Consider the following 26,391-nt stretch of genomic DNA (forward strand, 5'->3'; position numbering starts at 1 on the left):
TGAAAGTTTAGCCGCCTCCCGCATGACTGCGAACAAAATCGGTGATCCAACGACGCTGAACCGCCTTTATGGCCGTTCAAAGGGCAAAAAGCTGCGTTCCGAGCAGAACGACTTGGTCGAAAATCTTCTGCCACAGATTTCGGTACCCGAGGAAGGCGCGCTGAGTAGTCAAGAGCTGTTCGGCGACGACCGCGCGATGCATTTCGAAATCGGTTTTGGCGGCGGCGAGCATTTGGCGTTCCGTGCGGACCTTTTGCCCGATCATGGCTTTATTGGCTGCGAGCCATTTCTGAACGGTGTCGCACAAGCGCTATCGCATATCCGCGAAGGCGGCCTGCACAATGTCCGCCTGCACATGGGCGATGCGTTGGAAATGTTGCGCCGTGTGCCCGACGGGTCTTTGTCCTTCGTCTATCTGCTGCATCCCGACCCTTGGCCAAAGGCGCGGCATGTGAAGCGCCGGATGATGAATGACGGGCCAGTCGATTTGATTGCGGCAAAGTTAAAACCCGGCGGTGAATTCCGTTTTGGCACTGACCATCCCATCTATGTCCGCCACGCGCTGATGATCATGCAGCGCCACCGGCAGCAATTTGACTGGCTAAACAACGGCGCTTCGGATTTCCAGAACCGCCCCGGCGGCTGGCCGGAAACCCGCTATGAAGCAAAGGCGCGCCGCCTTGGGCACGAAGTCTGGTATTTCCGCTATCGGCGCAAAGAGGCCTAGGGTCAGGAACACTGCCAAGTTAAACATTCGACAAACTTGGCGAAGCCTTCGACGAGAAACGATGCACGTGGTGCAAGCGGCGAAAAATGCGCTATGAAAGGATATGGAGAGATCTACACCCCCGCATCCGCTCATTGGTCACCAGATGGCATTGCTCACCATAATTGGCTTTTGGGCCTTTTATGCGCTGATCTTGTCGCTGCGCGCCGCATTGTTGGAATTTCCTGCGCAAGCTATCTTGTTCGAACGGCGCTTGATGGTGGCGTTCGTTGGCGTGCTGGTGACCTGGCTGCTGTATGTCGGTTTGCGTATGGCCGACCGCCGCGCGCTTGGCTTTCGGGTCAGTCTGGCGTTCGTGGGGGCCATTCCCTGCGCGATAATATTGGCCTCCGCCAATTTCTATATCTTTAACCTATATGAACCCATCAGCCTGTTTAAAGACCCAAGCCTTGGCCGCTCGGTTGAAAATCTGAAGGCGCAACTGGGCCTGTCATTTTGGCAGGAAATTGCCGATATTTCGGTAACGCATTATTTTTTCCTGATCGCCTGGGCCTCGCTCTACGTCGCCATTGGTTACGCCCGCGAAGTGCGCGAAGCCGAACGGAAAACGTCGCGCTTTGCGCAAGCCGCCCAAGATGCCGAGCTGCGTTCCTTGCGCTATCAGGTCAATCCACATTTCCTGTTCAATACGCTGAATTCGCTTTCGAGCTTGGTCATGACCGGAAAGCCGAAAGAAGCCGAAGCGATGATCCAGAATCTGTCCAATTTTTATCGGACAAGCCTGTCGTCCGATCCGCTGGAAGATGTCACGCTCGCAGACGAGGTAGAACTGCAGCGGCTCTATCTCGAAATTGAAAGCGTGCGTTATCCCAAAAGGCTCCGCGTCAAAATCGACATTCCAAGCGCATTGATGGGCCAGCATGTCCCGGCATTGATCCTGCAACCTTTGGTCGAAAACGCGATTAAATACGGCGTGTCCCGCACCACCCGTCCGGTAGAATTGCGCATCAGCGCTAAAGCTGAGGGCGGTGTTCTTATCCTCAGCGTCCTAGACGATGGCGAAGCGGTCGATCCCGACCATGTTGGCGGAAATGGCATTGGCTTGGCCAATGTCCGCGACCGATTGGAAGCCCGCTATAAATCGGCGGCGCGTCTCGATACGCAAGCGATAGCTGGCGGCGGCTTTGTCGCCAATCTGCGCTTGCCCCTAAGCCGAAGGATGGAACGATGAAGCGACTGCGGACGTTAATTGTCGATGACGAACCTTTGGCGATTGAGCGTCTGCAAATATTGAGCGCAGATCACCCCATGATCCAAATTGTCGGCACGGCAAATGACGGGGTGGAGGCGCTGCATATTGCCCAGACATTGACGCCTGACCTTATTTTTCTCGACATCGGCATGCCCAAAATGGACGGCATCAACGCTGCCCGCGCCTTGGGACTAATGCCGAAAAAACCCGCCATCATCCTGATCACCGCGTATGATAATTTCGCGGTTGAGGCGTTTGACCTCGACGTCGTCGACTATGTGCTAAAACCTGTGTCGAGCGAACGTCTTGGCCGTGCGATCACCCGCGCATCTGGCGCCCCTGAAACTGAGGCGGCTGTGACAGTGGCTTCGGCAAAAACGAACAGCCGCTACGCACATGAATTTTGGGTGTCGCATCGCGCAGAGCTTATTCGGGTCGCGGCGATGGATATTGAACGGATTGAGGCCGAGCGGGATTATATGCGGCTACATACCAACGGCCGCAGCTATTTGCTGCACCAGACGATTTCGGCGCTGGAACAAAGATTGGACCCCGAACAATTTCAGCGCATTCACCGCAGCCATATTGTCCGCCGCGATCTCATCACGGGGCTTCGGCATGAAGGTGGCGGGGTCTGGCACGCTTTGCTGGGCGAGGATCAGGCGATGCGCATCGGGCGCAAATATCTCGCCGACGTCAAACGGCTGGCCGGGAAATAGAAAACTCGGTTTTAAATCAATCCTGCAAGCGGGCTGGATGGGTCCGCATATAGTCGCCGTCCCATTCGGCCCGCCAGATAGGCCATGCGGCCCGACTGGACCGCCAATTTCATGGCCGTTGCCATCGCAACAGGATTTTTGGCTTCGGCAATCGCGGTGTTCATCAACACGCCTTCGCAACCCAATTCCATCGCCACGGCAGCGTCCGACGCCGTGCCAACACCCGCATCAACCAATACGGGCACCTTCGCGCCTTCGACAATCAAGCGGATGGTGACGCGGTTTTGAATGCCAAGCCCCGACCCAATCGGCGCGCCCAACGGCATCACGGCCACGGCACCAGCATCTTCCAATTGCTTGGCGGCAATGGGGTCATCGACGCAATAGACCATCGGCAAGAAACCTTCCTTGGCCAAAACCTCGGTCGCCTTTAACGTTTCGCGCATATCGGGATACAAAGTCTTGGCCTCGCCCAATACCTCCAGCTTGACCAGATCCCAGCCACCCGCCTCACGCGCCAACCGCAAGGTGCGGATCGCATCATCGGCGGTGAAGCATCCGGCGGTATTGGGCAAATAGGTATATTTTTTGGGATCGATATAATCGGTCAGCATCGGTGCCTTAGGGTCCGATACATTGACGCGGCGCACCGCGACTGTGATAATCTCCGCGCCCGACGCCACCAGCGCGGCGGCGTTTTGTTCAAAATCCTTATATTTGCCGGTCCCGACAATCAGCCGCGAATGAAATGTCCGTCCCGCCACGGTCCAGCTATCGCGCGCGGCGCTGTCCTGCCCGCCGCCGACAAAATGGACGATCTCCAGCCTATCACCATCCGCCAAGATCACATCTTCCAACGTTGAGCGCGAGACAATCTCCAAATTACGCTCCACTGCGACCTTTGCCGGGTCAAGGCCAATATCGCGGACAAGATCGGCCACGGTGGCATGGGCGCGAAAACGTCGCAGCTCGCCATTCAGTGTGAGGGAGATAGTATCGGAGGACAGGGTAGAGGTCATTTCATCTCGCATTTTTTATTCACTTGCATATAGTGACGGGCGAGCAATTTGCGCAACCGCTGCTTTGATATAATCTGGGGAATATAGTTTGGCTGATCAGCCGGTAATCTTTGTTCTAAACGGACCCAATCTCAATTTATTGGGGACAAGAGAGCCCGAAATTTACGGCACCGATACGCTGGATGATATTGCCGGCCATTTGGACGACCGTGCGCGTGCCGCAGGGGCAGTGATTGATTTTCGGCAGTCCAACCATGAAGGTCATTTGATCGACTGGCTGCATGAGGCGCAAGCCGTCGGCGCAAAGGCGGTGTTGCTGAACGCTGCTGGCTATACGCACACATCGATTGCGATCTTGGACGCGATCAAGGCGATTAATGTCCCGGTTTTTGAAGTGCATCTATCCGACCCGCATCAGCGGGAAGCTTTCCGGCATTTGAGTTATGTGAGCATGGCCGCAAAAGCGGTGTTTGCGGGGCATGGCGCAAAGTCGTACGAACTGGCGCTGGACGTAGCGTTACAACTTTGACATTAGGCGCTCCAAAGTAAATTCAGGGGCCAAGGAGTTTTACATGGCGGCAAAGACAGGAACTAGTGGCAGCATGCAGGTCGACACGGACCTCGTCCGCGAACTGGCGGCAATGCTGAACGACACAGGTCTCAGCGAAATTGAGGTTGAGGACGGCGAACGCAAAATCCGTGTATCCCGCAATATGACCGCAATTGCCGCACCGATGATGGCCGCGCCCGTGGCTGCCGCCGCTGCGCCAGCACCAGCAGCCGCCGCGCCCAGCGCCCCTGCGATATCTGCCAATGCCATGAAATCACCGATGGTGGGCACTGCTTATCTGACGCCGGAACCCGACGCCGCTCCCTTTATCAGCGTGGGTCAGCAAGTGAAGGCGGGCGATACTGTCATGATTATCGAAGCGATGAAGGTCATGAACCCGATTGTCGCCGCCACGTCGGGCACAGTCACCGAAATCTTGGTCGAAAGCGGCCAGCCGGTTGAATTTGACCAGCCCTTGTTGGTGATTGCGTAAACATGGCCATTGAAAAAATCCTTATCGCCAACCGTGGCGAAATTGCGCTGCGCATTCACCGTGCCGCGCATGAAATGGGGATCAAGACGGTTGCCGTCCATTCGACCGCTGATGCCGATGCCATGCATGTGCGGTTAGCAGATGAGGCAATTTGCATCGGGCCGCCCTCTGCGACCGACAGCTATTTGAACATTCCGGCAATTATTTCCGCCGCAGAAATCAGCCATGCCGATGCAATCCACCCTGGCTATGGTTTCTTGTCGGAAAACGCGCAATTTGCCGAAATCGTCGAAAGCCACAATATTACATGGATTGGCCCAAAGCCCGAGCATATCCGTACGATGGGCGACAAGGTCGAGGCCAAGCGGACCGCAGGCGCATTGGGCCTGCCGCTCGTCCCCGGCTCCGACGGCGCGATTGAGGATGTCAATGAAGCCAAAGCGATAGCGCGCGAAATTGGCTATCCTGTGATCATCAAGGCCGCCTCCGGTGGCGGTGGACGCGGCATGAAGGTCGTCAACAGCGAAGAAGAGCTGGAGACGCAAATGCAGCAAGCAGGGTCCGAAGCGAAAGCCGCCTTTGGCGACGCGACGGTCTATCTGGAAAAATATCTCGGCAACCCGCGCCATATCGAATTTCAAATTTTCGGCGATGGCAATGGCAACGCCGTCCACCTTGGCGAGCGCGACTGTTCATTGCAGCGGCGGCACCAAAAGGTATTGGAAGAAGCACCATCCCCTATATTGGCGACGGCCGAGCGGGATCGCATGGGCAATATCTGCGCCAAGGCGATGGCCGATATGGGCTATCGCGGGGCGGGCACCATTGAGTTCCTTTGGGAAAATGGTGAATTCTATTTCATCGAAATGAACACACGGTTACAGGTCGAACATCCGGTCACCGAAATGATTACGGGCATCGACCTTGTCCGCGAACAGATCCGAGTGGCAGAGGGCAAGCCGCTTTCGTTCAAGCAAGAGGATGTGACCTTCACCGGCCATGCTGTGGAATGCCGGATCAATGCCGAAGATCCGCGCACCTTCATGCCCTCACCTGGCACCGTAAGCTGGTATCACCCGCCCGGCGGCTTGTATGTCCGCGTCGATAGCGGGCTCTATCATGGCTATAAAGTCCCGCCATATTATGACAGCATGATCGCCAAGTTGATCGTCTATGGTCAGACACGCGAAGGCTGCCTGATGCGCTTACGCCGTGCGCTCGGCGAATTTGTGATTGAGGGCATGAAGACCACTATTCCGTTGCATCAACGGCTGTTGGAAGAGCCCGATTTCCAGAACGGCAATTACACCATTAAATGGCTTGAAGAATGGCTGGCGAAGGACGCGGAATAACCCTCTCCCGCCGTGCGGCTGCCCTTGGGCTGGCGGCCCTGCCGCTGGTTAGTTGCGCGCCTATGGGGCCCGACCGTGATGTGTTGTTTATTCCCGCGGACAAGGCCGCCGCGCTTAAGCCCGATGACCCCAAAAGATTATTGGAACTGATAAAGCTCGACCCCGCGATCCAGCTCGATATGCGTTATGCGACCACCAATAATTTTACCGGCCAAATATTGTATGACGAAGCCCGCGCCTTTTTGGCGGCCCCGGCGGCTTTGGCGGTTGCGCGCGCCAGCAAGGCGGCTTTAGCCGATGGCTTTGGCCTGACAATTTACGATGCCTATCGCCCTTGGCGCATTACTAAAAAGCTATGGGACGCAACGCCAGTTGGCCCGAAAAAAGAATATGTCGCCAACCCCAAGCGCGGGTCAAAACATAATCGTGGCTGCGCCGTCGATCTAACCTTGCATGATTTGCAAACCGGGCAGCTTGTCGAAATGCCGACCGAGTTTGATGATTTTTCGGAAAAAGCGCACCGCGATTATATGGGTGCGTCTGCGGCGGCCATTGCCAACCGTGCGCGGCTAGCACGTTATTTGGAAGCAGAAGGTTTCGTCGGCCTGTCCAACGAATGGTGGCATTTTGATTTTACCGGGTGGGAGCAGTTCCCGGTTATGGATAATCCATTTAACAAGATCGCTTAACATATTCGTTCATCAAAACACTTCCTTTCATGAACGTGAATGCACAGTTCAGTTTCGCTTCAGCTGAATCGGTGCAGACGGTTTTCAACGCAGACGCATGGTGCCTCTGCCATGGAGACCACCCATGAAAAAATATATGTTAATGTCTTTGGCGACCGCGACGGCGCTTTCGTCCATTGCGGCGCATGCTGCATCGGCCGCACCCGTGCGCGCCGACATGATGGTCGAAGACTTTGCGGATGTTTCGCGTGAAGAACGGCGTGCCGAACGGCAAGAGGCCCGCGCCAACCCGACACCCCCAGCAGACGTCATAAATCGCGCCGCGCCGCAACGTGATAACAAGCGCGCAGAACGTCCGCGGGATATTGCGCGCACCGAACGCCCCGAAGCGCGCCAAGACAGCCGTTATTATGACCGCAACCGTGATGGTGACCTCGACCGTCGCTGGGACCGTAATCGCGATGGCAGTTTGGACCGGAATTGGGACCGGAACCGCGATGGCCGGCTCGACCGCCGCTTCGACCGCAATGATGATGAACGCATTGACCGTCGGTATGACCGGAACCGCGATGGCCGGTTGGACCAGAACAAAATCGGCCGCTGGACCCACAACTGGCGCAATGACAATCGCTATAACTGGCGTAAATATCGTGAGCAGAACCGGAACTATTTCCGTCCCGGCCGGTATCACGCCCCCTATCGCGATCAGCAATATCGCCTGCCCGCCGCTTATGGAAGCTACCGTTGGGTGCGTTATTATGACGATGTCCTTTTGGTCGATGTGCGCAACGGACATGTGGTTGACGTCATTCGCGACTTTTTCTGGTAAATGCATAAAAATTAAAAGGCCCGGATCCAATTGTCCGGGCTTTTTTGCTTGTAACCTTGGTCCAAGCTGCCCAAACTCTCGCCCATAAACGGGGGAGAGTTTTTGATGTTACGTTGTCTATTATTTGCAAGCGCCGCTGTATCATTGGCCGCGTCCGCGTCCGCCGCGACGCAAGCTATCATCGTTGGCAACCTAATCCCCGATGCCGCAACTGGTGCCACTGGGCCAGCAGTCATCTTGGTCGAAGACGGGCGGATTAAAGACATCGCCAAGGGCATCAACAATCCGTTTCAGGCGAACACTGTGGTCGACCTGTCGACCAAGACCTTGGTCCCCGGCCTCATTGACCTCCATGTCCATTTAACTGGCGACCCTGGCGATGATTATCGCGACGAGGCGGTGAACCCCGATGAATGGGGCGTGGTCATGGGCGTGAAGAACGCGGCGTTGACGGTCAAGGCTGGTTTCACCACCGTGCGTGAGGCGGGCTCTGCACAAAATACCGCTTTTGTCCTGCGCCGCGGCACCGCAGAAGGCCGCATCATTGGCCCGCGCATCATCGCGGCGGGGCCAGCTTTGTCCATCGTCGGTGGCCATGCCGATGTCAGCGGTTTCCGCAATGACGTCATTGCCACGCTGGAATCGGGCTATACCTGCACAGGGCCCATCGAATGCGCCGAAAAAGTGCGTAAATCCTCGCGCGCGGGCGCGGATGTCATCAAAATCACCGCAACGGGCGGCGTCTTGTCGCAACAGGGCCGCGGATTAGAGGCGCATTTCACCAGCGAGGAAATGCTGTCCATTACCAACACCGCCCATTCGCTTGGCCTAAAGGTCATGGCGCACGCCCATGGTGCGCGCGGCATTGAAGCAGCATCCGCCGCGGGCATTGATTCCATCGAACATGGCACATTTGCCGATGAGGCGGCGTTGAAGATGATGAAGGCCAAGGGCACTGCCTTGGTGCCCACGTTAATGGCGCTGGAGGGCGTGCGCGCCCGTCTGGGCAAGGGCATCTACACCCCCACGGTTGAAGTGAAGGCAAAGCAAGCCGTTGAGGCCGCTGGCCGTCAAGTCCGCCGTGCCAAGGCCATGGGCGTCACTGTCGCCTTTGGCACCGACGCGGGTGTGTTTGAGCATGGCCGTAATGGCAGTGAGTTCGCTTTGTTAGTGAACGCCGGAATGACCCCGACCGAGGCATTGGCCAGCGCCACTACTGTGGCCGCCAAAACGCTTGGGCTGGAAAATGACATTGGCCGGATTGCGGTGGGCTATTCCGCGGATCTGGTCGCCGTGAACGAAAATCCTCTGACCAATATTCGCACTCTCGAAAAAGCGGAATGGGTCATGGTAAGAGGACGCATCATTCCGTGATTCGGTGATCCCATGACCACAGATACGCAAGCCAAAGAGTTTGACCCCAATAATGATCCCGCCAAGCTGGCGCGGATCGGCGCGCATGTCACCAAAAGGTTGAATGCCAATCCGCTAGTGCAGCAGGTCGAGCACCCCGATGCGCAATTATATGTCTATCAAGGGTTTTTAAGCGCCAAAGACTGCAAGACATTGATTGCGAAAATTGATGCCGATGCCGTCCCCTCCACTTTGTACAAAGGCACCGAGCAACAGGGCTTCCGCACCAGTTACAGTTGCCACCTCAACCGGTGGGACGCATTCATCTCCAAAGTCGAAGCTCGGATGAGCGATGTTTTGGGTATCGACAATGATTATGCCGAAACCATGCAGGGGCAGCGTTACCAAGTCGGCCAAGAGTTTAAGGCGCATCACGATTTTTTTCACCCAAGCCAAAGCTATTGGACGCACGAAGGCCCAGGGGGCGGCCAGCGCAGTTGGACCGCCATGATCTTCCTAAATGAACCCAAAGAGGGCGGCGCAACCGAATTTCCGCATCTTGGCCTTGGAATCCGTCCGCAAGCGGGAATGATGCTGATGTGGAACAATGCGCAGCCCGACGGGACACTGAACTATAAAACATTGCATACCGGCACGCCGGTCACAAAAGGGGTGAAGCACATCATCACCAAATGGTACCGGCAAAATAACTGGCTGGAGCTTACGAGCGCCAAGGCGTCTTGAAAGGCATCGCAGTGCGCTTGCCACGCGCTTATTGTCGTCTGTCGAAACCATATTGCGCTTGGCCGTCATGACGCCGACAGCCATTGCCAATCACACAGCCCAATTTATGCCCATCTTAGAAATTTGTTAAAAAAACATTCGGAGAGTTTCCCATGAAAATGAAGCACCATATCCTTCTGCTGAGCTGCGCTGCCTTGTTGTCGCCTGTCGCTGTGCAGGCGCAGGTCACCGCGACCGAAGCCGCCGCCACCGAAAGCCAGAAGCTGTCAGCATTATTTGCCGCCGATGATGAGGCAAGCCTACAGCGCAATCCGTTGAACGCCATGTTCCGGGGCGACATGCGCTATGCCGACCGTTTTGGTGATTTCATCAGCGATGCCTATTTCGCCAATGAACGCAAAGCCGCCGAAGCCAATTTGGAGGCGCTGAAAAGCATCGACCGTAGCCAGCTGAATGCGACCGACAAGATCGCCTATGACGTGTTCAAGCAGAACCAGACTGATGCGCTCAAGGGCTTATCAAAAGAGATTATGGACCTGACGGTTGTCCGTCCGCTCAATCACTTTTTCGGCTTTCACACTTTCTACCCAACCTTCGCCAGCGGACAGGGTGCAGCGCCATTCAAGACGGTGCAGGATTATGACAATAACTTGAAACGGCATAAGGAATTTATCGTCCTCATGGATCGGTCGATTGACCGCTTCCGTCAGGGCATGGCCTCGGGCGTGTTCGAAACGAAAATGACGATCACGAACGTTGTCGATCAATTGAATACGCAGCTCGCGCAAAAAACCGAAGAGTCGCCATATTATGGCCCCGTCCTGAAATTTCCGGAAGGTTTCAGCGATGCCGACAAGGCGCGTCTGACGGCCGAATATCGCGACATCATCGAAAACGGCCTCTACCCGGCCAATGCCCGTCTGCGCGATTTTCTGCGCGACAGCTATTTGCCCTTGGCGCGGGAGCAAGTTGGCCTTTCGGCGATGAAGGGCGGCGAAGGCCTGTATCAATATATGATCGAGCAAACGACGACATTGCCGTTGAAAGCCGACGAAGTGCACAATCTTGGATTGTCCGAAGTCGCGCGGATCACATCGGGGATGGAGGCGATCCGCAAAGAAGTCGGGTTCAAAGGCACTTTGCCCGAATTTTTTGAACATTTGCGTTCGGATCCGAAGTTCAAACTCGGCAGCCGTGAGGCGTTGACGCAAGGCTATTATGACATCGGCAAAATCGTCGATGCCAAGATTTCGACGCAGTTCAAATATCTTCCCAAGGCCCCGCTTGAAATTAAGCCTTATGAAGAATTCCGCGAAAAATACGAAGCTGGCGGCAGCTATCAATCCGGCACGCCCGATGGTTCACGCCCCGGTACATTTTATTTCAACGCCTATGACCTGCCAAGCCGAACGACCCCTGGCATGACCACACTTTATTTGCACGAAGGTGCGCCTGGACACCATTTCCAGATCAGCATCGCGCAGGAAAATGAAAAATTGCCTGCCTTCATGCGCTTTGGCGGCAACACCGCTTATGTGGAGGGCTGGGCGCTGTATTCGGAAACCTTGGGCTATGACATGGGCCTGTTCAAAGACCCGTATCAGCGCTTCGGCACATTGTCGGACGAAATGCTGCGCGCCATGCGCCTTGTCGTTGACACGGGCCTGCACAGCAAGGGTTGGACGCGCGAAAAGGCCATCGACTATATGCTCGCCAATAGCGACATGGGCAAAACCGACGCAACCGCCGAAGTGGAACGCTATATCGCCATTCCAACACAAGCCTTGGCGTATAAAATCGGTGCGCTCACCATCATGCGCCTCAAGGATAAGGCCAAGACGCAATTGGGCAAAAAATTCGACGTGCGCGAATTTCATAATCAGGTTTTGAACACTGGCGCATTGCCGTTGACCGTTCTGGAAAAGAAAATCGACGATTGGATTGCCGCGTCGAAATAAGCGCATAAGCTTCCCGGTGAGAATGCTTACCGGGAAGCTGCGGTCAGGACCACTTGATTGGTTTGGTAGGTTGATATAGCTCCTCGGTCAGGGGAGAGTTAATTATGCCAAGTTTTGCCGCCAGCCTTGCTGGTTTTATATTGCGCACCACGGGCTATTATCGCCGGATGTTCAGCGGTGGTCCGCAATTTGAAAAGAATATTGCAAAGATCCGTTCTGCACCCTTGCCATCGCCCAAGGCACATGCCGAGGTCGATATACGGCAAAGCGAATTTCAGGGCCGTCCTGTTTGGCACCTTGCCCCAAAAAATGCCTCGCCAACGGCGCATATCCTATTCTGGCATGGCGGCGGTTATGTTTATCCGGCAACCGACATCCACTGGAAATTTCTGTCGCGCATGGCCTCGGTATATGGTTGGTCCATCACCGCGCCGCTCTATCCGCTCGCGCCGGAAAATACGGCCGATCATATCACCAATTGGGCGATGGATTATTATACCACTTATAAGGCGGAGATGGGTGACACGGCCTTTGTCATGGGCGGCGATTCTGCCGGTGGCGGTCTGACTGCTGCATTGGCGCAAATGGCGCGCGACAAGGGGCACGCTTTGCCCGCCAGCCTGTTGCTCATCTGCCCATGGCTCAATCTTGACCCATCACATCCCGACCAACTGAAAACAGAACCCCGCGATGGCATCCTGACCATCAGCGGGATTTCCGCAGGCGGCTTGCTCTATGCGGGCGACTTGCCAAGCACCGACCCAAGATGCAGCCCGATTTTCGGCAATTGGGACGGCTTACCGCCAATCCTCGCTTTTGCGGGTGGTGACGACATCTTGGTCACGGACGCGCGGGCATTGAAGGCGAAGCTGCCTTCGGTGGAGCATATCGAGCTAGCGGGCATGCTGCATGATTGGCCGATTTTCAGTTTCAATGAATCGCGCAAGGCGCAGGCAAAAATGGCCAATTTTGTCACGCCAGCGGTGGCATGACGCATTTGCCCATACGCCAGCCGGGCTTTATGCTGTCTGCATGAACATAGACGCATCATGCCAGCGGTAAAGGCCGCCAATCCGCGCGACGTTTTCGCCGCAGAGGACTGGCGCGCCATCACCACCTTGTCGCGGTGGCGCGGCATCTGGTTGGTGCTGCATGGTTGGATGACTGTCGCCCTTGCGGCCTTTGGCGGCGCGGCGGCATGGGATTATCACTGGCTCGCCGGCATTCTGGTGACACCTTTGGCGCTGGCGATATTGGGCGGGCGGCAATTGGGGCTTTCGATCCTGATGCATGATGGCGCGCATGGCTTGCTGCACCCCAACCGCAAGGCCAATAACTGGCTGGGTCAATGGCCAACGGGCGCTGCGACAGGCAGCGATTTGTTCGCCTATCGCGCCTATCATTTGACGCACCATAAATTCACGCAGCAGCCCGAAGACCCAGACCTATCTCTTTCTGCGCCCTTCCCTACCAGCCGTGATAGCCTGCGCCGCAAGTTCATCCGCGATCTGACGGGGCAGACATTTTACAAACAACGGCGCGCACAATTTACGGCTGCTCTGCGCGGGACAGGCACCACCGCGCACACGGTGGGTCGGTTCTTAATCTTACAAGCCATATTGCTAACGATATCTTTGCTCGTCTGGGGCTGGACACCGTTTCTGCTTTGGCTGCTGGCACTGGCCACGACATTTCAGTTGTTCCTGCGTATCCGCAATATCGCTGAACATGCCTGCACGCCAACGGGCAGCGGTGATCCATTCACCCATGCGCGAACCACTTATGCCGGCCTGATCGCACGAGCGACCGTCGCGCCTTATTGGGTCAATTATCACAGCGAGCATCATCTGTTCATGGGTGTGCCCTGCTACAATCTGGCGGCGACCCATCGCTTGCTGGGATCCGGCGGCTATCATCCGAAGATGACTTTATCGCCCCATTATCGCGACGTTCTGGCGCAGGCGGTCAACTGACGGAGGACGTGCCCGCGTTTTCGCGTTTGATGATGTCCAGAAGCGCGTCGATTTTTGCGTGCAACCGCATGATTTCCAGTTCGGCGCGCAAATTGACTTCATAATCATGCGCCGCGGCGATGCGGTCTTTGGCCGACTGGCGATTTTGGCTCATCATGATGATCGGCGCTTGAATCGCGGCGACGGTTGACAGCATCAGGTTCAGAAAGATGAACGGATAGGGGTCAAATGCCTTCCCCAATTGGCCCATTATCCCGGAGTTCAACAGCATCCAGCCCAGCAGCACAGCGCCAAAGACCATGATGAATTTCCATGATCCGCCAACCGCTGCAACCTTGTCCGATAGGCGTTCGCCAAAAGTCGCCTGTTCATCGACAATATCGCCGACGTCACGGCTGGTGCGCTGCACATGGTGAATATGCTGCAACACCTTGGCCTCTTCGGCCTCCAATTGACCCAGTGATTTTCCCAGGAGATCAATCGCCAGTTTTTCGACAGACGGCAGTTCTTTCATGTCAACTCTCCTGCAATGTTCCGACCGGTCGGCGCGCGATGAAGCTATGCAAGCGCCTCGGCGATGAGCTTGCGCGAGTTTGCAATGCCATAGAGCGCGATGAAGCTGCCCATGCGCGGCCCCGCGCTGGAACCCAAAAGCGTTTCATACAAGGCCTTGAACCAGTCGCGCAGATTTTCAAATCCACCCTCTTTGCCGATTTCATAGACGATATTCTGAATATCCTCGGCGCTGGCATCGGCGGGCAATTCGGCCAGCCGCGCATCCAACGTCTGCAACGCGGCAATCTCGATGCCCTCGGGCTTACGCTTGTGCAAGGTTGGCGCGACGAAATCACGGTTATAGGCCAAAGCAATCGGGATAAGCTCGGCCAGTTCCGGCGCGTTTTCGGGCGAGACATTATCGGCATAATTGCCCAAATAAGCCCAAACCTGATCCTCGGTGGCGCCTGCCCCCATCACGCCGACAAGGTTCAATAACAGGCCGAATGTCACTGGCGGCTGCCCGCTGGGTACTTGGCCATTGTGGACATGGTGCACTGGGTTCCCCAACCGCTTTTCAATCGGTTGCTCATGCCATTGCGCACGGAATTGGAAATATTCGTCCACGGCCTTTGGCACCACGCCCAAATGCAGTTGCTTGGCGCTTTTGGGTTCGCGGAAGGCATAAAAGGCAACGCTGTTTTCCGTGCCATATTTCAGCCAATCCTCGAGTGCGAGGCCATTGCCCTTGGACTTGGAAATCTTCTCGCCTTTTTCGTCGAGGAACATTTCGTAAATCAGGCTTTCGGGCGGACGGCCGCCAAGCACACGCGCGATTTTACCCGATTGCACGCCGCTGTCGGTCAAATCCTTGCCATACATTTCATAATCGACGCCCAACGCGACCCAGCGCATTGCCCAGTCGACCTTCCATTGCAGCTTTGACTTGCCGCCCAAGACCGATTGCGTGACCATGTCGCCATCATCCTCGAACCGGACAAGGCCGGCTTCGGCATCAACAACCTCAACCGGCACCTGCAGCACGACGCCGCTCTTCTCGCTGATCGGCAATATCGGCGAATAGGTCGCGGCGCGTTCCTTGCGCAACGTGGGCAGCATGATGTCCAATATGCCCTGATAATGTCGCAATACATTTTTCAGGGCATCGTCAAACACGCCGCTTTCATATTGCGACGCAGATGAGATAAATTCATATTCAAAGCCAAACTGATCCAGAAAATCGCGCAGCATCGCATTGTTATGCGCGGCAAAGCTTTCAAATTTTTCAAACGGATCGGGAATGCGCGACAAGGGCTTGCCCAAATGTTCGGCGAGCATTTTTTGGTTCGGCACATTGTCCGGCACCTTGCGCAGGCCATCCATATCGTCCGAAAATTCAATCAGCCGCGTCGGCGCGTCGGACAAGGTCCGGAACGCATTGCGCACCATCGTCGTGCGCAGCACTTCGTTAAAGGTGCCGATATGCGGCAGACCCGATGGGCCATAGCCACATTCGAAGATAATCGCCTGATTATCGGCCTTGCCATTGGGATAGCGTTTCAGCAAACGCCGCGCCTCTTCATAAGGCCAGGCTTTTGATGCCAATGCTATGTCGCGGTGGTCAGTCACGTGTTGCTCTTTCGTTCCAAATAACCCAACAGGGCTTATGGGAACTCCACTAGCCTTTCCTGCGCTCCATGCAAGCCATGCCGGTATTTGGATGGGCAGCAACGATGGACAAGTGCAATCCATTGGCAAGGGCGAAGCGGCGGGCCGCGCTGCCGAAACGCCGATGGTCATGCTGAATGCGCCTTTGGTCGCACAACGGCTTGGCTATCCCGATTTGTCGGGGCTCGACCTTCTGGAGCTTTATGCCTTTGTCTACCCCGCGCGCTTTGCGGTGCCAACGCCCAAGGGATTGGCAAAGACTTTGGGCTTGCCCGCGCCCGCGACGGATCAAGATGTCCCGACTTTTTTGCTGCACGCCGCGCGCCATTTGCTGTCGGTGCTGGGTGAAGCGGATTGGGCCGAGCGCGAAGGCGCTTGGGATTCGGCGCAAGCCTTGATGCGCCTGCGCTGGCCATGGGCCAATCTGGTCTTGGCGCAGCTTAAAAAGCCCGAGCGGCCCGAGCGCTGGCTGTTTAGCCGCCTGCCCGAATGGGAGGAGGCCCCGCCCCGCACCCCGCCGCGCGTGGTCACATTGCAGGCCGATGCCGTGCAAGAACGCTTGGCGTCTTTGGTCGGTGGCTCTGCGGAAACACGGCAGGGCCAGCGCGATTTTGCGCAGGCGGCGGCAGAAATCTTTTCGCCGCGCAAGGGCAAAAGCGAGCCACATATGGTTTTGGCGGAGGCGGGCACGGGCATTGGCAAGACGCTCGGCTATCTAGCCCCTGCCAGCCTGTGGGCGACGGCGGCCGATGGCACGGTGTGGATTTCGACCTTCACCAAGGCGCTGCAACGGCAATTGGTGCGCGAGGCGAAGCGGATTTACCCCGACCATGAAACATTCAAGTCCAAGGTTGTGGTGCGTAAGGGCCGCGAAAATTATCTGTGCCTGTTAAATCTGGAGGATGCTTTGCAAGGCGGCTTTGCCGGACGCGCGGCGATCCTTGCGCATCTGGTCGCGCGCTGGGCGGCCTATTCGCATGATGGCGATATGATCGGCGGCGATTTGCCCGGTTGGCTACCGACCTTATTCCGGCGCAATGGCTCGACCGCTTTGACCGACCGGCGCGGCGAATGCATTTATGCCGGATGCCCGCATTATAAAAAATGTTTCATTGAACGCGCGGCGCGTTCATCGGTGCAGGCCGAGATCGTCATTGCCAATCACGCGTTGATGATGGTCAACGCGGCGCGCGGGCGCGATGAGCAAAACCGACCCAGCCGGATTATTTTTGACGAAGGTCATCATCTATTTGACGCGGCAGATTCGATGTTTGCTGCCGCGCTGACAGGGCAAGAAACCATTGAGCTGCGCCGCTGGGTCATTGGTCCCGAGGGCAAGGCACGCGGCAGGCGTCGCGGCTTGTCGGCGCGGCTGGCCGATGTTGCGTCTTATGACGAAGAAGGCGGCCTCGCCATTGAAATGGCGCGCGTCGCCGCGGAGGCTTTGCCCGGTGATGGATGGCTGGCACGCTTGGCCGAAGGGACGCCATCGGGACCAATTGAGCATTTGCTTGCCGCCGTTCGGGCGATGGTGTTCGCCCGCGACGAAAGCAATGCGACCGAAAGCGGCTACGGTCTGGAAACCGAGCTTGCCGATCCTGATCCCAATGTCATTGACGCCGCCGCCGATGCCGCAATCGCGCTGGAGGCGCTGGCAAGACCGCTGACGGTGCTGGGGCAGCGGTTGGAGGCGATGATAGCCGACCCGCCCGATTGGCTCGATGGCAGCGCCCGCGCGCGCGTGGAGGGCGCAACCGCAAGCCTAAGCTGGCGCATCGACACATTGCGCGCATGGATATCGATGTTGGCGCGCGCCGTTGGCCCCGTTGACCCTGAATATGTCGACTGGCTGGCGATTGACCGGTTTGAGGGGCGTGAGATGGACATTGGCATGCACCGCCGCTGGCTCGACCCGATGAAGCCCGTGGCAGAAATCGTCCTAAAACCCAGCCATGGCGTGCTCGCCACCTCCGCAACCTTGCGTAGCGGCGGCGACTGGCAAAATGCCGAGGCGCGGACAGGCGCCTTGCATCTCGATAAGCCCGCGACACATTTTTTGGCGGTCAGCCCGTTCGACTATAAAGCGCAGGCCGAGGTGCTGATTGTCACAGATATCAAAAAGGGTGACCCTGCCGCCTTGGCGGGGGCTTATGCGTCCTTGATCACGGCATCGGGCGGCGGCGCCTTGGGCCTGTTCACCGCGATACGGCGCTTGCGATCCACTTATGCGCGTATCGCCGACCGCTTGGCGCGGGATGGCCTGCCTTTATTTGCACAACATGTGGACCCCATTGATACCGGAACATTGGTCGACATATTCCGCGATGACCCGCATGCAAGCTTGCTCGGCACCGATGCACTGCGCGACGGGGTGGACGTGCCGGGCCATTCGCTGCGGCTTGTCATCATGGAGCAAATTCCCTGGCCCCGCCCCGACATATTGCACCGCGCGCGGCGGTTGAAACATGGCGGCATGGACTATGATGATCGCATCATCCGCGCCAAAATGGCGCAGGCCTTTGGCCGCCTCATCCGCAGCGCTGGCGACAAAGGCCATTTTGTGCTGTTGTCATCCGCCGTGCCAAGCCGGCTTTTGTCCACATTTCCGCCGGGGACACCCATTCGCCGGGTGACGCTGGAGGAGGCGGTGCATTCGGTAAAATCAGGTCTTTCGTCTGACACAAATTTGCGGCAGGACACCATAGACACGTTGGAAGAGAGCAACCCGATTTGACCTTCACCCTTACCTTGTTCCGCCATGCCAAATCGAGCTGGGATGACACCGTCCCGCGGGACTTTGACCGACCGCTTAATAAACGCGGCGAAAAGGCAGCGGTCACCATGGGCGTCTGGGTCAAACGCAACGGATTAACCTTTGACCATGTGGTCGCCAGCCCCGCCGTGCGCGTTATCGAAACCATTGACCAATTTGTGAAGGGCACAAGCGGACGGATGGAACCCAATTGGGACCGCCGGATTTATCTGGCGTCCTCTGCGACGTTAATGGACGTGCTGCGCGATCAGTCCGATGAACATAAAAATCTGCTGATGGTCGGGCATAATCCCGGGCTAGAGGATCTTGTATTCGACATTTGCCCCGATGACGGCAGTTCGCCTTTGCGCGATTTGGTCTGGGAAAAATATCCCACCGCGGCCATTGCGCGGATGGAGCTCAACATCTCGCACTGGTCCGAGCTGGATCGCAAATGTGGTCAGCTCACCCATTTCATCCGGCCGCGTGATCTCGACCCTGAACTTGGACCCGAAGACGAATGACGCCCGTTATTTGGCGTAACGCCGATGCGCGTGATGCCGAGGCTCTTGCCTATCTAGGCGCGGCGACGTTCATGGCAACCTTCGCCTTTGACCATCCCGGCCAACCGATGATGGAACATTTGCGGCAAGAACATAGCGCCGAATATTACGCTGCAGCGCTCCGTGACCCGGCTATTGATATTTTGCTTGGCGAAACCCCGCTAGGCGCGCCTATCGGCTATGCCATGGTCACGCCGCCGTCGCATCCCGCGTTGCAGCAAGAGGGCGATATCGAACTGAAACGCATCTATTTATTGGGCCCATGGCAGGGCAATGGTAACGGTAAAGACCTGCTAGATCGCGTTTTTGAGGTAACAGAAAAACGCAGGGCAAAACGCCTGTTGCTTTCTGTCTACGAAAAAAATGTCCGCACCATTGGCTTTTATGCGCGCGCCGGCTTTGGTGCCATTGGCGAAACAGTCTTCATGGTTGGCCCAGTGCCTTTCCGCGACTTGGTCTACGCGCGGAATATGGGTTAGGCGGCGGCCAAGGCGGACGCCAGCCGATCGCGCACAGCCTGCAAAGCCCTAAAATCGAATGCAGTAGTGGGCGCTATGGGTGCAGATGCAGATGCTGGCGCAGTTGGCTGCGCATCCTTTGCTCCGCCCTCCGTCAAAAAGCGGCGCGCGCCTTTCACGGTATAGCCTTCTTGATACAATAAACGATGGATATTGTGCAGCAGGGCCACATCTTCAGGCCGGTATAACCGCCGACCACCCGCACGCGTCAGCGGTTTCAACATGGGAAATTGTTCTTCCCAATAGCGCAATATGTGCGTGCGCACGCCCAACGCCTCCGCCATTTCACCAATATTCCGGAAAGCGTCAGCCGATTTTTCGGGCATGATGTTATTTTACCTTTTGACGCATGCCTTGGCTTGCACGGAATGTAAGAACCCTACGTGGGGTAATAGGCACTTCCACGCCCGTTTTCGGGTTGCGGCCGATACGCTCCGCTTTGTCGCGCAAAACGAAGGTGCCAAAACCAGAAATTTTGACATTATCGCCATTCAATAAAGCACTGGTCATATGGCCCAGAATAGATTCGACCATCGCTGCGGCGTCCGCACGCGACAAACCGACTTGACGGTTAAGCATCTCGGCCAAATCAGCGCGAGTCAATGTTCCTGCATCAGCCATATTCGTCTCCGGCCCTTGACGTCGATTATTAAGCGACTTTGGTTAGTAAGCCCATAGCATACAATAGAAATTCGATTTGTAAATTAGCGATGTTAGGGAAATTACATCCGGACGATCGATGCGCCCCAGGTGAACCCGCCGCCCATTGCTTCCAAAACGACAATGTCGCCTGTTTTTATCCGACCATCGCGCACCGCGACATCCAAGGCCAAGGGAACCGACGCGGCAGATGTGTTTGCATGCTGGTCAACAGTGAGGACAACTTTGCTGGGATCAAGTGCCAGTTTCTTCGCCGTCGCCTCAATAATCCGGGCATTTGCCTGATGCGGAACGACCCAGTCGATGTCGGCTGACGTCAATTCCGTTGCCGCCATCACCTCGTGCAATACATTGGTGAGATTGGTCACGGCGTGGCGGAACACCTCGCGCCCCTTCATCCGCAATTTGCCGACGGTACCCGTGGTGGATGGGCCGCCATCGACATATAATAATTCATTATGTTGGCCATCGGCGTGCAATTTGGTCGCCAGTGCGCCGCGCGTGCCAACTTCGCCTGACAAGACTACCGCGCCAGCGCCGTCGCCAAACAACACGCATGTGGTGCGGTCTTCCCAGTCCAATATCCGGCTAAAGGTTTCGGCCCCGATGACTAAAGCATTATGGGCGGAACCGGCGCGGATCATGCTTTCGGCGACGGAAAAGGCATATAAGAAGCCCGAGCAAACCGCAGCCACATCAAAAGCCACACCGCCATTGCAGCCAAGCGCGTGCTGCACAATTGTGGCAGAGGCGGGGAATGTCTGGTCGGGCGTTGCGGTCGCCAATATGATAAGATCAATGTCACTTGCCGACATGCCGGCCGCGTCGAGCGCCTTACGCGATGCTTCGATCGCCAGGCTGGAAGTGGTTTCATCAGGCTCGGCAATGTGGCGGAACTTTATACCCGTCCGCTCGGTAATCCATGCGTCTGTCGTATCAACCTTATTGGCTAATTCGGCGTTGGACACGCGGTTGCGGGGAAGCGCCGACCCAGTGCCCTTAATCACGGCGCGAAGAGCGACTTCAGTCACGCGGCCCGTATCCGCGCCAGATCTTGCGTGATCCGTGCTGTAATGTCTTCTTCGACCAATCGCGCCGCGACCTCGACCGCATGGGCCACGCCTTTGATATTGGCGCTGCCGTGGCTTTTGACGACCACACCGTTCAGCCCCATGAACACCGCGCCATTATGATTATTGGGATCCAGATGATGCCGCAGCAATTCAGTGGCGGGACGCGATACCAGAAATCCGAATTTTGAACGGATGGAACTGGTGAAGGCCCGGCGCAAAAGATCCGTCACGAAACGGGCAGTGCCTTCGATGGATTTCAATGCGATGTTGCCGGTAAAGCCATCGCAAACCACAACATCACATTCGCCCCGGTTGATCTTGTCGGCCTCAACAAAGCCCTGAAAATCCATGTGCAGCCCGGTCGCATCGCGCAAATGTTGCGCCGCGTCGCGCAATTCATCGGTGCCCTTCATTTCCTCGGTCCCGATATTCAGCAAGCGGACACGCGGACGGTCAAAGCCGAAGATTATACGCGAATACGCCGCACCCATCACGGCGAACTGGACAAGGTTCTTCGCTTCACACTCGGTGTTGGCACCCAGATCCAGCATCACCACATCGGTATCTTCAAGCGTCGGCAGCAAGGCCGACAAAGCGGGTCGGTCGATGCCGGGCATCGTGCGTAGGGCTAGTTTGGCGGTGGCCATTAAGGCGCCAGTGTTTCCCGCGCTGACAGCGGCGCTGGCATCGCCAGCCTTCACGGCATTGATCGCCATGCCCATCGAACTGGTCTTGGCCTTGCGCAAGGCGGCGCTAACCTTGTCATCAGCAGTGACGACAACATCGCTATGCAGTATTTCAGACGCAGCGCGCAAATTGGGGTGTTTATCGAGCGCAGATTTAATCTGCTTTTCGTCACCCACCAATAGAAACTGGAAGCTGTCATGCCGGTGACGTGCCAAAGCCGCGCCTGCAATCATCACAGGAACGCCTTCATCACCGCCCATCGCGTCAATGGCGATACGCGGTTTCATCGACACCAGCTATTCTCCTTGAACAGGATTAGGCGACTGCCACCACTTCGCGGCCATTATAATGGCCACAGGCATCGCACAGATGATGTGGACGCTTCAGCTCACCACAGTTGGCGCATTCTTGGTACGCAGCAACCTTAAGCGAATCATGGCTGCGACGCATGCCGCGCTTCGATGGGGAAGTTTTTCTTTTGGGGACAGCCATTTCGGCACCTGTTCCATTTCAAAATCAATAAGTTCTAAGACATGTTAGGCGAAAGAGTTGGTCGTGGCAAGCAATCGCCAGAATCGGCCTCATTCATCCGCACATGTCTGTGTGAGCGGCGCGCTATACTTGTTTTTCGGTGCTTTGCAAGCCGAGAGATAGCAGTTAGGGTCACGATCTCAAACTGGGAGAGAATATATGTTAAGTTTACCCGTCACCCTTACCATAGCCGCAGGTGCAGCCTTGGTGAATATCTGGCTGATGATCCGTTGCGGTCAGGCGCGCACCAAGGAACGCGTATCGATTGGCGATGGCGGCAATGAATTTGTCATCCGCCGGATGCGGGCGCACGCGAACTTCGTCGAAAGCGCGCCATTCATTTTGATACTCATCGCCGCGCTTGAAGCAACCAGCGGAACCAACCAATGGCTTTGGGGCCTTGGCCTCGTCTATATCATTGGTCGTTTCGCCCATGGCCTGGGCATGGACGGCGGGTCATTGGGCAAGGGCCGTATGGTCGGCACGCTGACCACGATGATTACGTTGCTGGCCCTTGCTGGCTGGGCCTTGTGGAACGTCTACGCAGCCATTCTCTGACTTATCGGGCAGCAAGCACATCGTCTGCAACAAAGGCGTTGTGCTTGCGCTCATAGCCAAATTGGCTGGTGGGGCCATGGCCGGGGATGAAGGTCACATCATCCCCCAATGGCCAAAGCTTCGTCGTGATCGCATTAATCAGGTCGGCATGATTACCACGCGGGAAATCGGTGCGACCGATCGATCCTTGAAACAACACATCCCCGACAATCGCCAGACGGCTGGGTTGATGATGGAAAATGACATGTCCGGGCGTATGGCCGGGGCAGTGAATGACATCGAGCGTCAGATTGCCAACGGTCACGGTATCTCCGTCGACCAGCCAGCGGTCCGGCTCAAAACTATGGGCTTCCATGCCATAGCGCGCGCCGTCATTGTCGAGCTTCTCAATCCAGAAACGGTCGTCCTCGTGCGGGCCTTCAATCTTCAGCCCCAATTCTTGCGCCAGCATCCCTGCTTGCCCGCAATGGTCCAGATGGCCGTGCGTCACCAATAATTTTTCCAGCTCAACGCCCGTTTGCGCCACCGCGGCTTTCAATTTGTCGAGATCACCGCCGGGGTCAACCAAAGCGCCCTTGTTCGTTTCGGTGCACCAAAACAGCGTGCAATTCTGCTGCAACGGGGTGACGGGAATGATCGCGGCCTTCAATGGCGGCGCCTTTGTGGGTGTGGATGTGACGTTAGACATAGATATTCATGTGCCGCACTCGCGCGGCGGAGGCAAGTGTTCACAGCCGCCGGCCTGCCCAAACCACCCTGCCGATGATCGCAACGGTGGCGCCGTCCACATCTGGCCAACCGGGATAGGCCGGATTATCCGACAGCACGGACAATCGCCCGCCGGGTCCGCTGGCCAGCCGTTTGACCATCAACGCATCATCCAGCCGAATGACATGAATGCCGTCACGCAACGGGCCTGTCGCAGCGCGGTTGTCGACCATGATATCATCCCCATGGTTCAATGTCGGCGACATGGAATCGCCATCCACCTGAATCAACGACAGCATGGCTGGATCCAGCCCCTGTTTACGCAACCATTTTTCGTCAAAGCCGATTTTCCCCGCGAGCGTTTCGCGGTCCGGAATTGCGCCGGGGCCCGCTGATGCGCCAACCGAAAGCTTGGGAATAAGCCGGATGCCCGTTCGGGTCGCGCCCGCCTCCGGCCCACCCAGCACGCTTTCATCCACGCCAAAATATCGTGCCAATATCCCACGCTCGGTCTCTGGCAGTTTTTTGGGTGATCCGCGTTTGATAAATTGTTGAATATAAGTCGGATTGCGTCCGACCAGTTTCGACAGACCAGCAAAATCTTCTGCATTTTCCGCAATCAAGCGCTCCAAAGCAGCCCTTGGGTCTTCCCCCATGTTGTTCCCTCCGGTTCGGTTGGAAATTTCCTAGACTTGTAGGATTTATCCTATCACTTTTGTTCTATATTTGTTCTTACCGATTCGGGCAAGCCAATCCGGGTCGACCGTGGAGGAGACATCATGCATATCACGCGCCTAATTGAGAGGTTTCTCCGGGAACAGGACCTGCCACCGACCAAATTCGGGCGCTTGGCCGCGGGCGATCCGCGCCTCGTACTCGACATCCGGATGGGGCGAGAAATCCGACCCGAAATGGAGGTAAAACTACGCCATTTCATGTCCCATTATGGCCAAACCGCCCAAACGCAGGACCGGAACGCGATATGAGCAGGCGGACACAATCGGGCACCCTCATAAACGCCTTGCGCGCAATCATCCCCACTGCCGACATAAGCATATTGCAGGAACGGCCATGGCACAGCCTCACCTTTTCTGGGACGCAAATAGGCCTGTCGGTGCAATATTCGGATGGACCATGGCAAAGCGACGTGGCGGCGCTGTCGCAGCTTTTGTCCGAATATGAATTTGACTTGGCCCACCAGATCGTCGCCGACATTGGCGTAACGCAAGCGGTTATCGGCAAAGGCACCCAATGTCTGATCATAGATGCGTTGTTGCTCGATAGCTGACACAAGGCAAAACTTGTGCACCGTCGCCATCGACCGTAAACAATGTGCATGACCACACAAACCGCACCGACCTTGCCCCGCATCGCACCCGAATCGATTGTCCCGCGCCTGCAAAGCTATTGGGACGCGCTCAATATGTGGGTGCAGACCAATTATCTGGAACTTGGCATTGCCGTGGTGGCGGCGATCATCGTGTTCGTTGCGCTGAGTTGGTTGAAAAGAATCGCCGCAAACATCGCGCGTGCCAGCGAGCACCGCGCACATTTGAAATCCATCATCGCCCGAACCTTAGCCCGCACAAGCAAGTTTTTCCGTGTCATGGTGTCGATTGAATTGGTCAATCAGATTGCCAATGCGCCAGTGGCGCTGACCCAGACCGTCGACATATTGTTCACCATCGCGATCGTCATTCAAATCGCCATCTGGCTGCGTGAAATCATCTTGGGCTTGATTGAGCGGCGCGCAGGCGAAGGCGTGCATGAACATGACACGCTGCAAAGCGCGATGGTGCTCATTCGCCTGCTCGTCAGCTTCGTGTTATTTGCCATTGCCGCCATTGTCGTACTCGACAATCTGGGCGTTAATGTCACAGGCCTCGTCGCCGGGCTTGGCGTTGGCGGCATTGCCATTGGCCTTGCCGCACAGGGCATTTTTTCCGACCTGTTTGCCGCCATCTCGATCATTTTCGACAAGCCATTCCGGCGCGGCGACACGGTGTCCTATGACAATACCGTTGCGCGGGTTGAAGTCATTGGCATGAAAAGCACAAGACTGCGCGCGCTGACGGGGGAAGAGAAAATTATCTCCAACAGCAAATTGCTGGAAAAGGAAATCACCAACAACACGCTGACCTTGTATCGGCGGGTTACTTTCGTACTCACCCTTGTATACCAAACGCCCCCTGCCCTTGCCCGCCGTGTGCCCGACATTCTGCGCCAAGCAGTTGAGGCGAACAATGCGCAATTCATTCGTGCTGGTTTCAATAATTTTGCCCCAAGCTCGCTCGATTTTCATCTGGTGTTCGACATTGAAAGCGATGATGTCGAAGAGATGTTTCAGGCCCGCCACAATATTGGCATCGCGATTATCGATAGCTTTGCCCGCGAAGGAATCTCTTTTGCCTATCCGACGCAGACGACGTTCACCGCCGCGCCAGATGGCACGATGGTGATGCCTTATGCCACGCCGTCCCAAACAGCTGAGGCACCTTCGAAAAGCTGATTCGCGGTTTA

General features: G+C 56.4%; 30 protein-coding genes. 20 read left to right on the forward strand and 10 right to left on the reverse strand.

Annotated elements, in window-relative coordinates:
- Window positions 1-22 precede the first annotated feature (22 nt).
- The 3 genes from ACILP4_RS04715 to ACILP4_RS04725 all read left to right on the forward strand — a co-directional run bounded on the left by ACILP4_RS04715 (window position 23) and on the right by ACILP4_RS04725 (window position 2,698).
- The gene (locus ACILP4_RS04715; RefSeq protein ID WP_395619598.1) at window positions 23-727 is read left to right on the forward strand and encodes a tRNA (guanine(46)-N(7))-methyltransferase TrmB; all 705 of its coding nucleotides are present in this window, start codon (window positions 23-25) and stop codon (window positions 725-727) included.
- Between the two features lie 103 nt (window positions 728-830).
- The gene (locus ACILP4_RS04720) at window positions 831-1,958 is read left to right on the forward strand and encodes a sensor histidine kinase (RefSeq protein ID WP_395619599.1); all 1,128 of its coding nucleotides are present in this window, start codon (window positions 831-833) and stop codon (window positions 1,956-1,958) included.
- A complete protein-coding gene (locus tag ACILP4_RS04725) occupies window positions 1,955-2,698 on the forward strand; it encodes a LytR/AlgR family response regulator transcription factor (protein ID WP_395619600.1) in 744 nt (247 codons plus the stop codon). Before ACILP4_RS04720 ends, ACILP4_RS04725 begins: the two co-directional genes overlap by 4 nt.
- Before the next feature lie 11 nt (window positions 2,699-2,709).
- Here the strand turns inward: ACILP4_RS04725 and thiS are convergent, their stop codons facing one another.
- The gene (thiS, locus tag ACILP4_RS04730) at window positions 2,710-3,717 is read right to left on the reverse strand and encodes a sulfur carrier protein ThiS (RefSeq protein ID WP_395619601.1); all 1,008 of its coding nucleotides are present in this window, start codon (window positions 3,715-3,717) and stop codon (window positions 2,710-2,712) included.
- Between the two features lie 88 nt (window positions 3,718-3,805).
- Between thiS and ACILP4_RS04735 the strand changes: the two genes are divergently transcribed.
- The 10 genes from ACILP4_RS04735 to ACILP4_RS04780 all read left to right on the forward strand — a co-directional run bounded on the left by ACILP4_RS04735 (window position 3,806) and on the right by ACILP4_RS04780 (window position 13,658).
- On the forward strand, window positions 3,806-4,246 hold the full coding sequence (locus ACILP4_RS04735) for a type II 3-dehydroquinate dehydratase (protein WP_395619602.1): 441 nt from the start codon (window positions 3,806-3,808) through the stop codon (window positions 4,244-4,246).
- 43 nt (window positions 4,247-4,289) lie between these two features.
- Entirely contained in the window at window positions 4,290-4,760 is a 471-nt protein-coding gene (gene accB / locus ACILP4_RS04740) for an acetyl-CoA carboxylase biotin carboxyl carrier protein (protein ID WP_395619603.1), read from the forward strand.
- 2 nt (window positions 4,761-4,762) lie between these two features.
- Entirely contained in the window at window positions 4,763-6,112 is a 1,350-nt protein-coding gene (gene accC, locus ACILP4_RS04745) for an acetyl-CoA carboxylase biotin carboxylase subunit (RefSeq protein WP_395619604.1), read from the forward strand.
- Window positions 6,088-6,801, forward strand: a complete 714-nt coding sequence (locus ACILP4_RS04750) for a M15 family metallopeptidase (RefSeq protein WP_395619605.1) — start codon at window positions 6,088-6,090, stop codon at window positions 6,799-6,801. The genes accC and ACILP4_RS04750 overlap by 25 nt, the downstream gene beginning before the upstream one ends.
- A 124-nt stretch (window positions 6,802-6,925) precedes the next feature.
- Window positions 6,926-7,630 carry a hypothetical protein gene (locus ACILP4_RS04755; RefSeq protein WP_395619606.1) on the forward strand — a complete coding sequence of 235 codons (705 nt, stop codon included), beginning with the start codon at window positions 6,926-6,928 and terminating at the stop codon, window positions 7,628-7,630.
- A gap of 105 nt (window positions 7,631-7,735) precedes the next feature.
- The gene (locus tag ACILP4_RS04760; protein ID WP_395619607.1) at window positions 7,736-9,004 is read left to right on the forward strand and encodes an amidohydrolase family protein; all 1,269 of its coding nucleotides are present in this window, start codon (window positions 7,736-7,738) and stop codon (window positions 9,002-9,004) included.
- A 12-nt stretch (window positions 9,005-9,016) separates the two neighbouring features.
- Window positions 9,017-9,727, forward strand: a complete 711-nt coding sequence (locus ACILP4_RS04765) for a prolyl hydroxylase family protein (RefSeq protein ID WP_395619608.1) — start codon at window positions 9,017-9,019, stop codon at window positions 9,725-9,727.
- A 152-nt stretch (window positions 9,728-9,879) separates the two neighbouring features.
- Window positions 9,880-11,685: a DUF885 domain-containing protein gene (locus ACILP4_RS04770; protein WP_395619609.1), complete on the forward strand. Its 1,806-nt coding sequence runs from the start codon at window positions 9,880-9,882 to the stop codon at window positions 11,683-11,685.
- 104 nt (window positions 11,686-11,789) lie between these two features.
- Window positions 11,790-12,677 (forward strand): alpha/beta hydrolase fold domain-containing protein, encoded by an 888-nt coding sequence (locus tag ACILP4_RS04775; protein WP_395619610.1) that lies wholly within the window; start codon window positions 11,790-11,792, stop codon window positions 12,675-12,677.
- Between the two features lie 57 nt (window positions 12,678-12,734).
- Window positions 12,735-13,658: a fatty acid desaturase family protein gene (locus ACILP4_RS04780; RefSeq protein WP_395619611.1), complete on the forward strand. Its 924-nt coding sequence runs from the start codon at window positions 12,735-12,737 to the stop codon at window positions 13,656-13,658.
- Here ACILP4_RS04780 and ACILP4_RS04785 read toward each other — a convergent pair.
- Both ACILP4_RS04785 and ACILP4_RS04790 read right to left on the reverse strand, forming a co-directional pair.
- The gene (locus ACILP4_RS04785; protein ID WP_395619612.1) at window positions 13,651-14,172 is read right to left on the reverse strand and encodes a DUF1003 domain-containing protein; all 522 of its coding nucleotides are present in this window, start codon (window positions 14,170-14,172) and stop codon (window positions 13,651-13,653) included. The genes ACILP4_RS04780 and ACILP4_RS04785 overlap by 8 nt on opposite strands.
- Before the next feature lie 44 nt (window positions 14,173-14,216).
- Complete coding sequence (locus tag ACILP4_RS04790; RefSeq protein WP_395619613.1) at window positions 14,217-15,782, reverse strand: lysine--tRNA ligase; 1,566 nt, start codon at window positions 15,780-15,782, stop codon at window positions 14,217-14,219.
- Window positions 15,783-15,819: 37 nt separating this feature from the next.
- Here ACILP4_RS04790 and ACILP4_RS04795 point away from each other — a divergent pair, with 37 nt between their 5' ends.
- Genes ACILP4_RS04795 through ACILP4_RS04805 form a run of 3 tightly spaced genes read left to right on the forward strand, consistent with a single transcriptional unit; the run spans window position 15,820 to window position 19,615 of the window.
- Complete coding sequence (locus tag ACILP4_RS04795) at window positions 15,820-18,555, forward strand: ATP-dependent DNA helicase (protein ID WP_395619614.1); 2,736 nt, start codon at window positions 15,820-15,822, stop codon at window positions 18,553-18,555.
- Window positions 18,552-19,097: a SixA phosphatase family protein gene (locus ACILP4_RS04800; RefSeq protein WP_395619615.1), complete on the forward strand. Its 546-nt coding sequence runs from the start codon at window positions 18,552-18,554 to the stop codon at window positions 19,095-19,097. Before ACILP4_RS04795 ends, ACILP4_RS04800 begins: the two co-directional genes overlap by 4 nt.
- Window positions 19,094-19,615 carry a GNAT family N-acetyltransferase gene (locus tag ACILP4_RS04805; protein WP_395619616.1) on the forward strand — a complete coding sequence of 174 codons (522 nt, stop codon included), beginning with the start codon at window positions 19,094-19,096 and terminating at the stop codon, window positions 19,613-19,615. Before ACILP4_RS04800 ends, ACILP4_RS04805 begins: the two co-directional genes overlap by 4 nt.
- Here the strand turns inward: ACILP4_RS04805 and ACILP4_RS04810 are convergent.
- From ACILP4_RS04810 to rpmF, 5 genes are all read right to left on the reverse strand, one after another.
- Complete coding sequence (locus ACILP4_RS04810; RefSeq protein WP_395619617.1) at window positions 19,612-19,980, reverse strand: MerR family transcriptional regulator; 369 nt, start codon at window positions 19,978-19,980, stop codon at window positions 19,612-19,614. The two genes, ACILP4_RS04805 and ACILP4_RS04810, sit on opposite strands and share 4 nt — an antisense overlap.
- A gap of 4 nt (window positions 19,981-19,984) precedes the next feature.
- Window positions 19,985-20,275, reverse strand: a complete 291-nt coding sequence (locus ACILP4_RS04815) for an integration host factor subunit alpha (RefSeq protein ID WP_395619618.1) — start codon at window positions 20,273-20,275, stop codon at window positions 19,985-19,987.
- Window positions 20,276-20,376: 101 nt separating this feature from the next.
- Window positions 20,377-21,345 (reverse strand): beta-ketoacyl-ACP synthase III, encoded by a 969-nt coding sequence (locus ACILP4_RS04820; RefSeq protein WP_395619619.1) that lies wholly within the window; start codon window positions 21,343-21,345, stop codon window positions 20,377-20,379.
- Window positions 21,342-22,361 carry a phosphate acyltransferase PlsX gene (gene plsX / locus ACILP4_RS04825; RefSeq protein ID WP_395619657.1) on the reverse strand — a complete coding sequence of 340 codons (1,020 nt, stop codon included), beginning with the start codon at window positions 22,359-22,361 and terminating at the stop codon, window positions 21,342-21,344. Before plsX ends, ACILP4_RS04820 begins: the two co-directional genes overlap by 4 nt.
- A gap of 28 nt (window positions 22,362-22,389) precedes the next feature.
- Window positions 22,390-22,566 carry a 50S ribosomal protein L32 gene (rpmF, locus tag ACILP4_RS04830; RefSeq protein WP_125229645.1) on the reverse strand — a complete coding sequence of 59 codons (177 nt, stop codon included), beginning with the start codon at window positions 22,564-22,566 and terminating at the stop codon, window positions 22,390-22,392.
- Between the two features lie 198 nt (window positions 22,567-22,764).
- Between rpmF and ACILP4_RS04835 the strand changes: the two genes are divergently transcribed.
- On the forward strand, window positions 22,765-23,163 hold the full coding sequence (locus ACILP4_RS04835; protein ID WP_395619620.1) for an MAPEG family protein: 399 nt from the start codon (window positions 22,765-22,767) through the stop codon (window positions 23,161-23,163).
- Between the two features lies 1 nt (window position 23,164).
- Here ACILP4_RS04835 and ACILP4_RS04840 read toward each other — a convergent pair whose 3' ends face one another.
- Together ACILP4_RS04840 and ACILP4_RS04845 are read right to left on the reverse strand one after the other, a co-directional pair.
- Complete coding sequence (locus tag ACILP4_RS04840) at window positions 23,165-23,851, reverse strand: MBL fold metallo-hydrolase (RefSeq protein WP_395619621.1); 687 nt, start codon at window positions 23,849-23,851, stop codon at window positions 23,165-23,167.
- Between the two features lie 40 nt (window positions 23,852-23,891).
- A complete protein-coding gene (locus tag ACILP4_RS04845) occupies window positions 23,892-24,527 on the reverse strand; it encodes a helix-turn-helix transcriptional regulator (protein WP_395619622.1) in 636 nt (211 codons plus the stop codon).
- 123 nt (window positions 24,528-24,650) lie between these two features.
- Between ACILP4_RS04845 and ACILP4_RS04850 the strand changes: the two genes are divergently transcribed.
- Genes ACILP4_RS04850 through ACILP4_RS04860 form a run of 3 tightly spaced genes read left to right on the forward strand, consistent with a single transcriptional unit; the run spans window position 24,651 to window position 26,380 of the window.
- Window positions 24,651-24,857, forward strand: a complete 207-nt coding sequence (locus tag ACILP4_RS04850) for a hypothetical protein (protein ID WP_395619623.1) — start codon at window positions 24,651-24,653, stop codon at window positions 24,855-24,857.
- Window positions 24,854-25,159: a hypothetical protein gene (locus ACILP4_RS04855; protein ID WP_395619624.1), complete on the forward strand. Its 306-nt coding sequence runs from the start codon at window positions 24,854-24,856 to the stop codon at window positions 25,157-25,159. Before ACILP4_RS04850 ends, ACILP4_RS04855 begins: the two co-directional genes overlap by 4 nt.
- 48 nt (window positions 25,160-25,207) lie before the next feature.
- On the forward strand, window positions 25,208-26,380 hold the full coding sequence (locus tag ACILP4_RS04860; protein WP_395619625.1) for a mechanosensitive ion channel family protein: 1,173 nt from the start codon (window positions 25,208-25,210) through the stop codon (window positions 26,378-26,380).
- Window positions 26,381-26,391 lie beyond the last annotated feature (11 nt).

Origin of the sequence: Sphingorhabdus sp. (assembly GCF_044239045.1) — a bacterium.
Lineage (GTDB): Bacteria > Pseudomonadota > Alphaproteobacteria > Sphingomonadales > Sphingomonadaceae > Sphingorhabdus_B.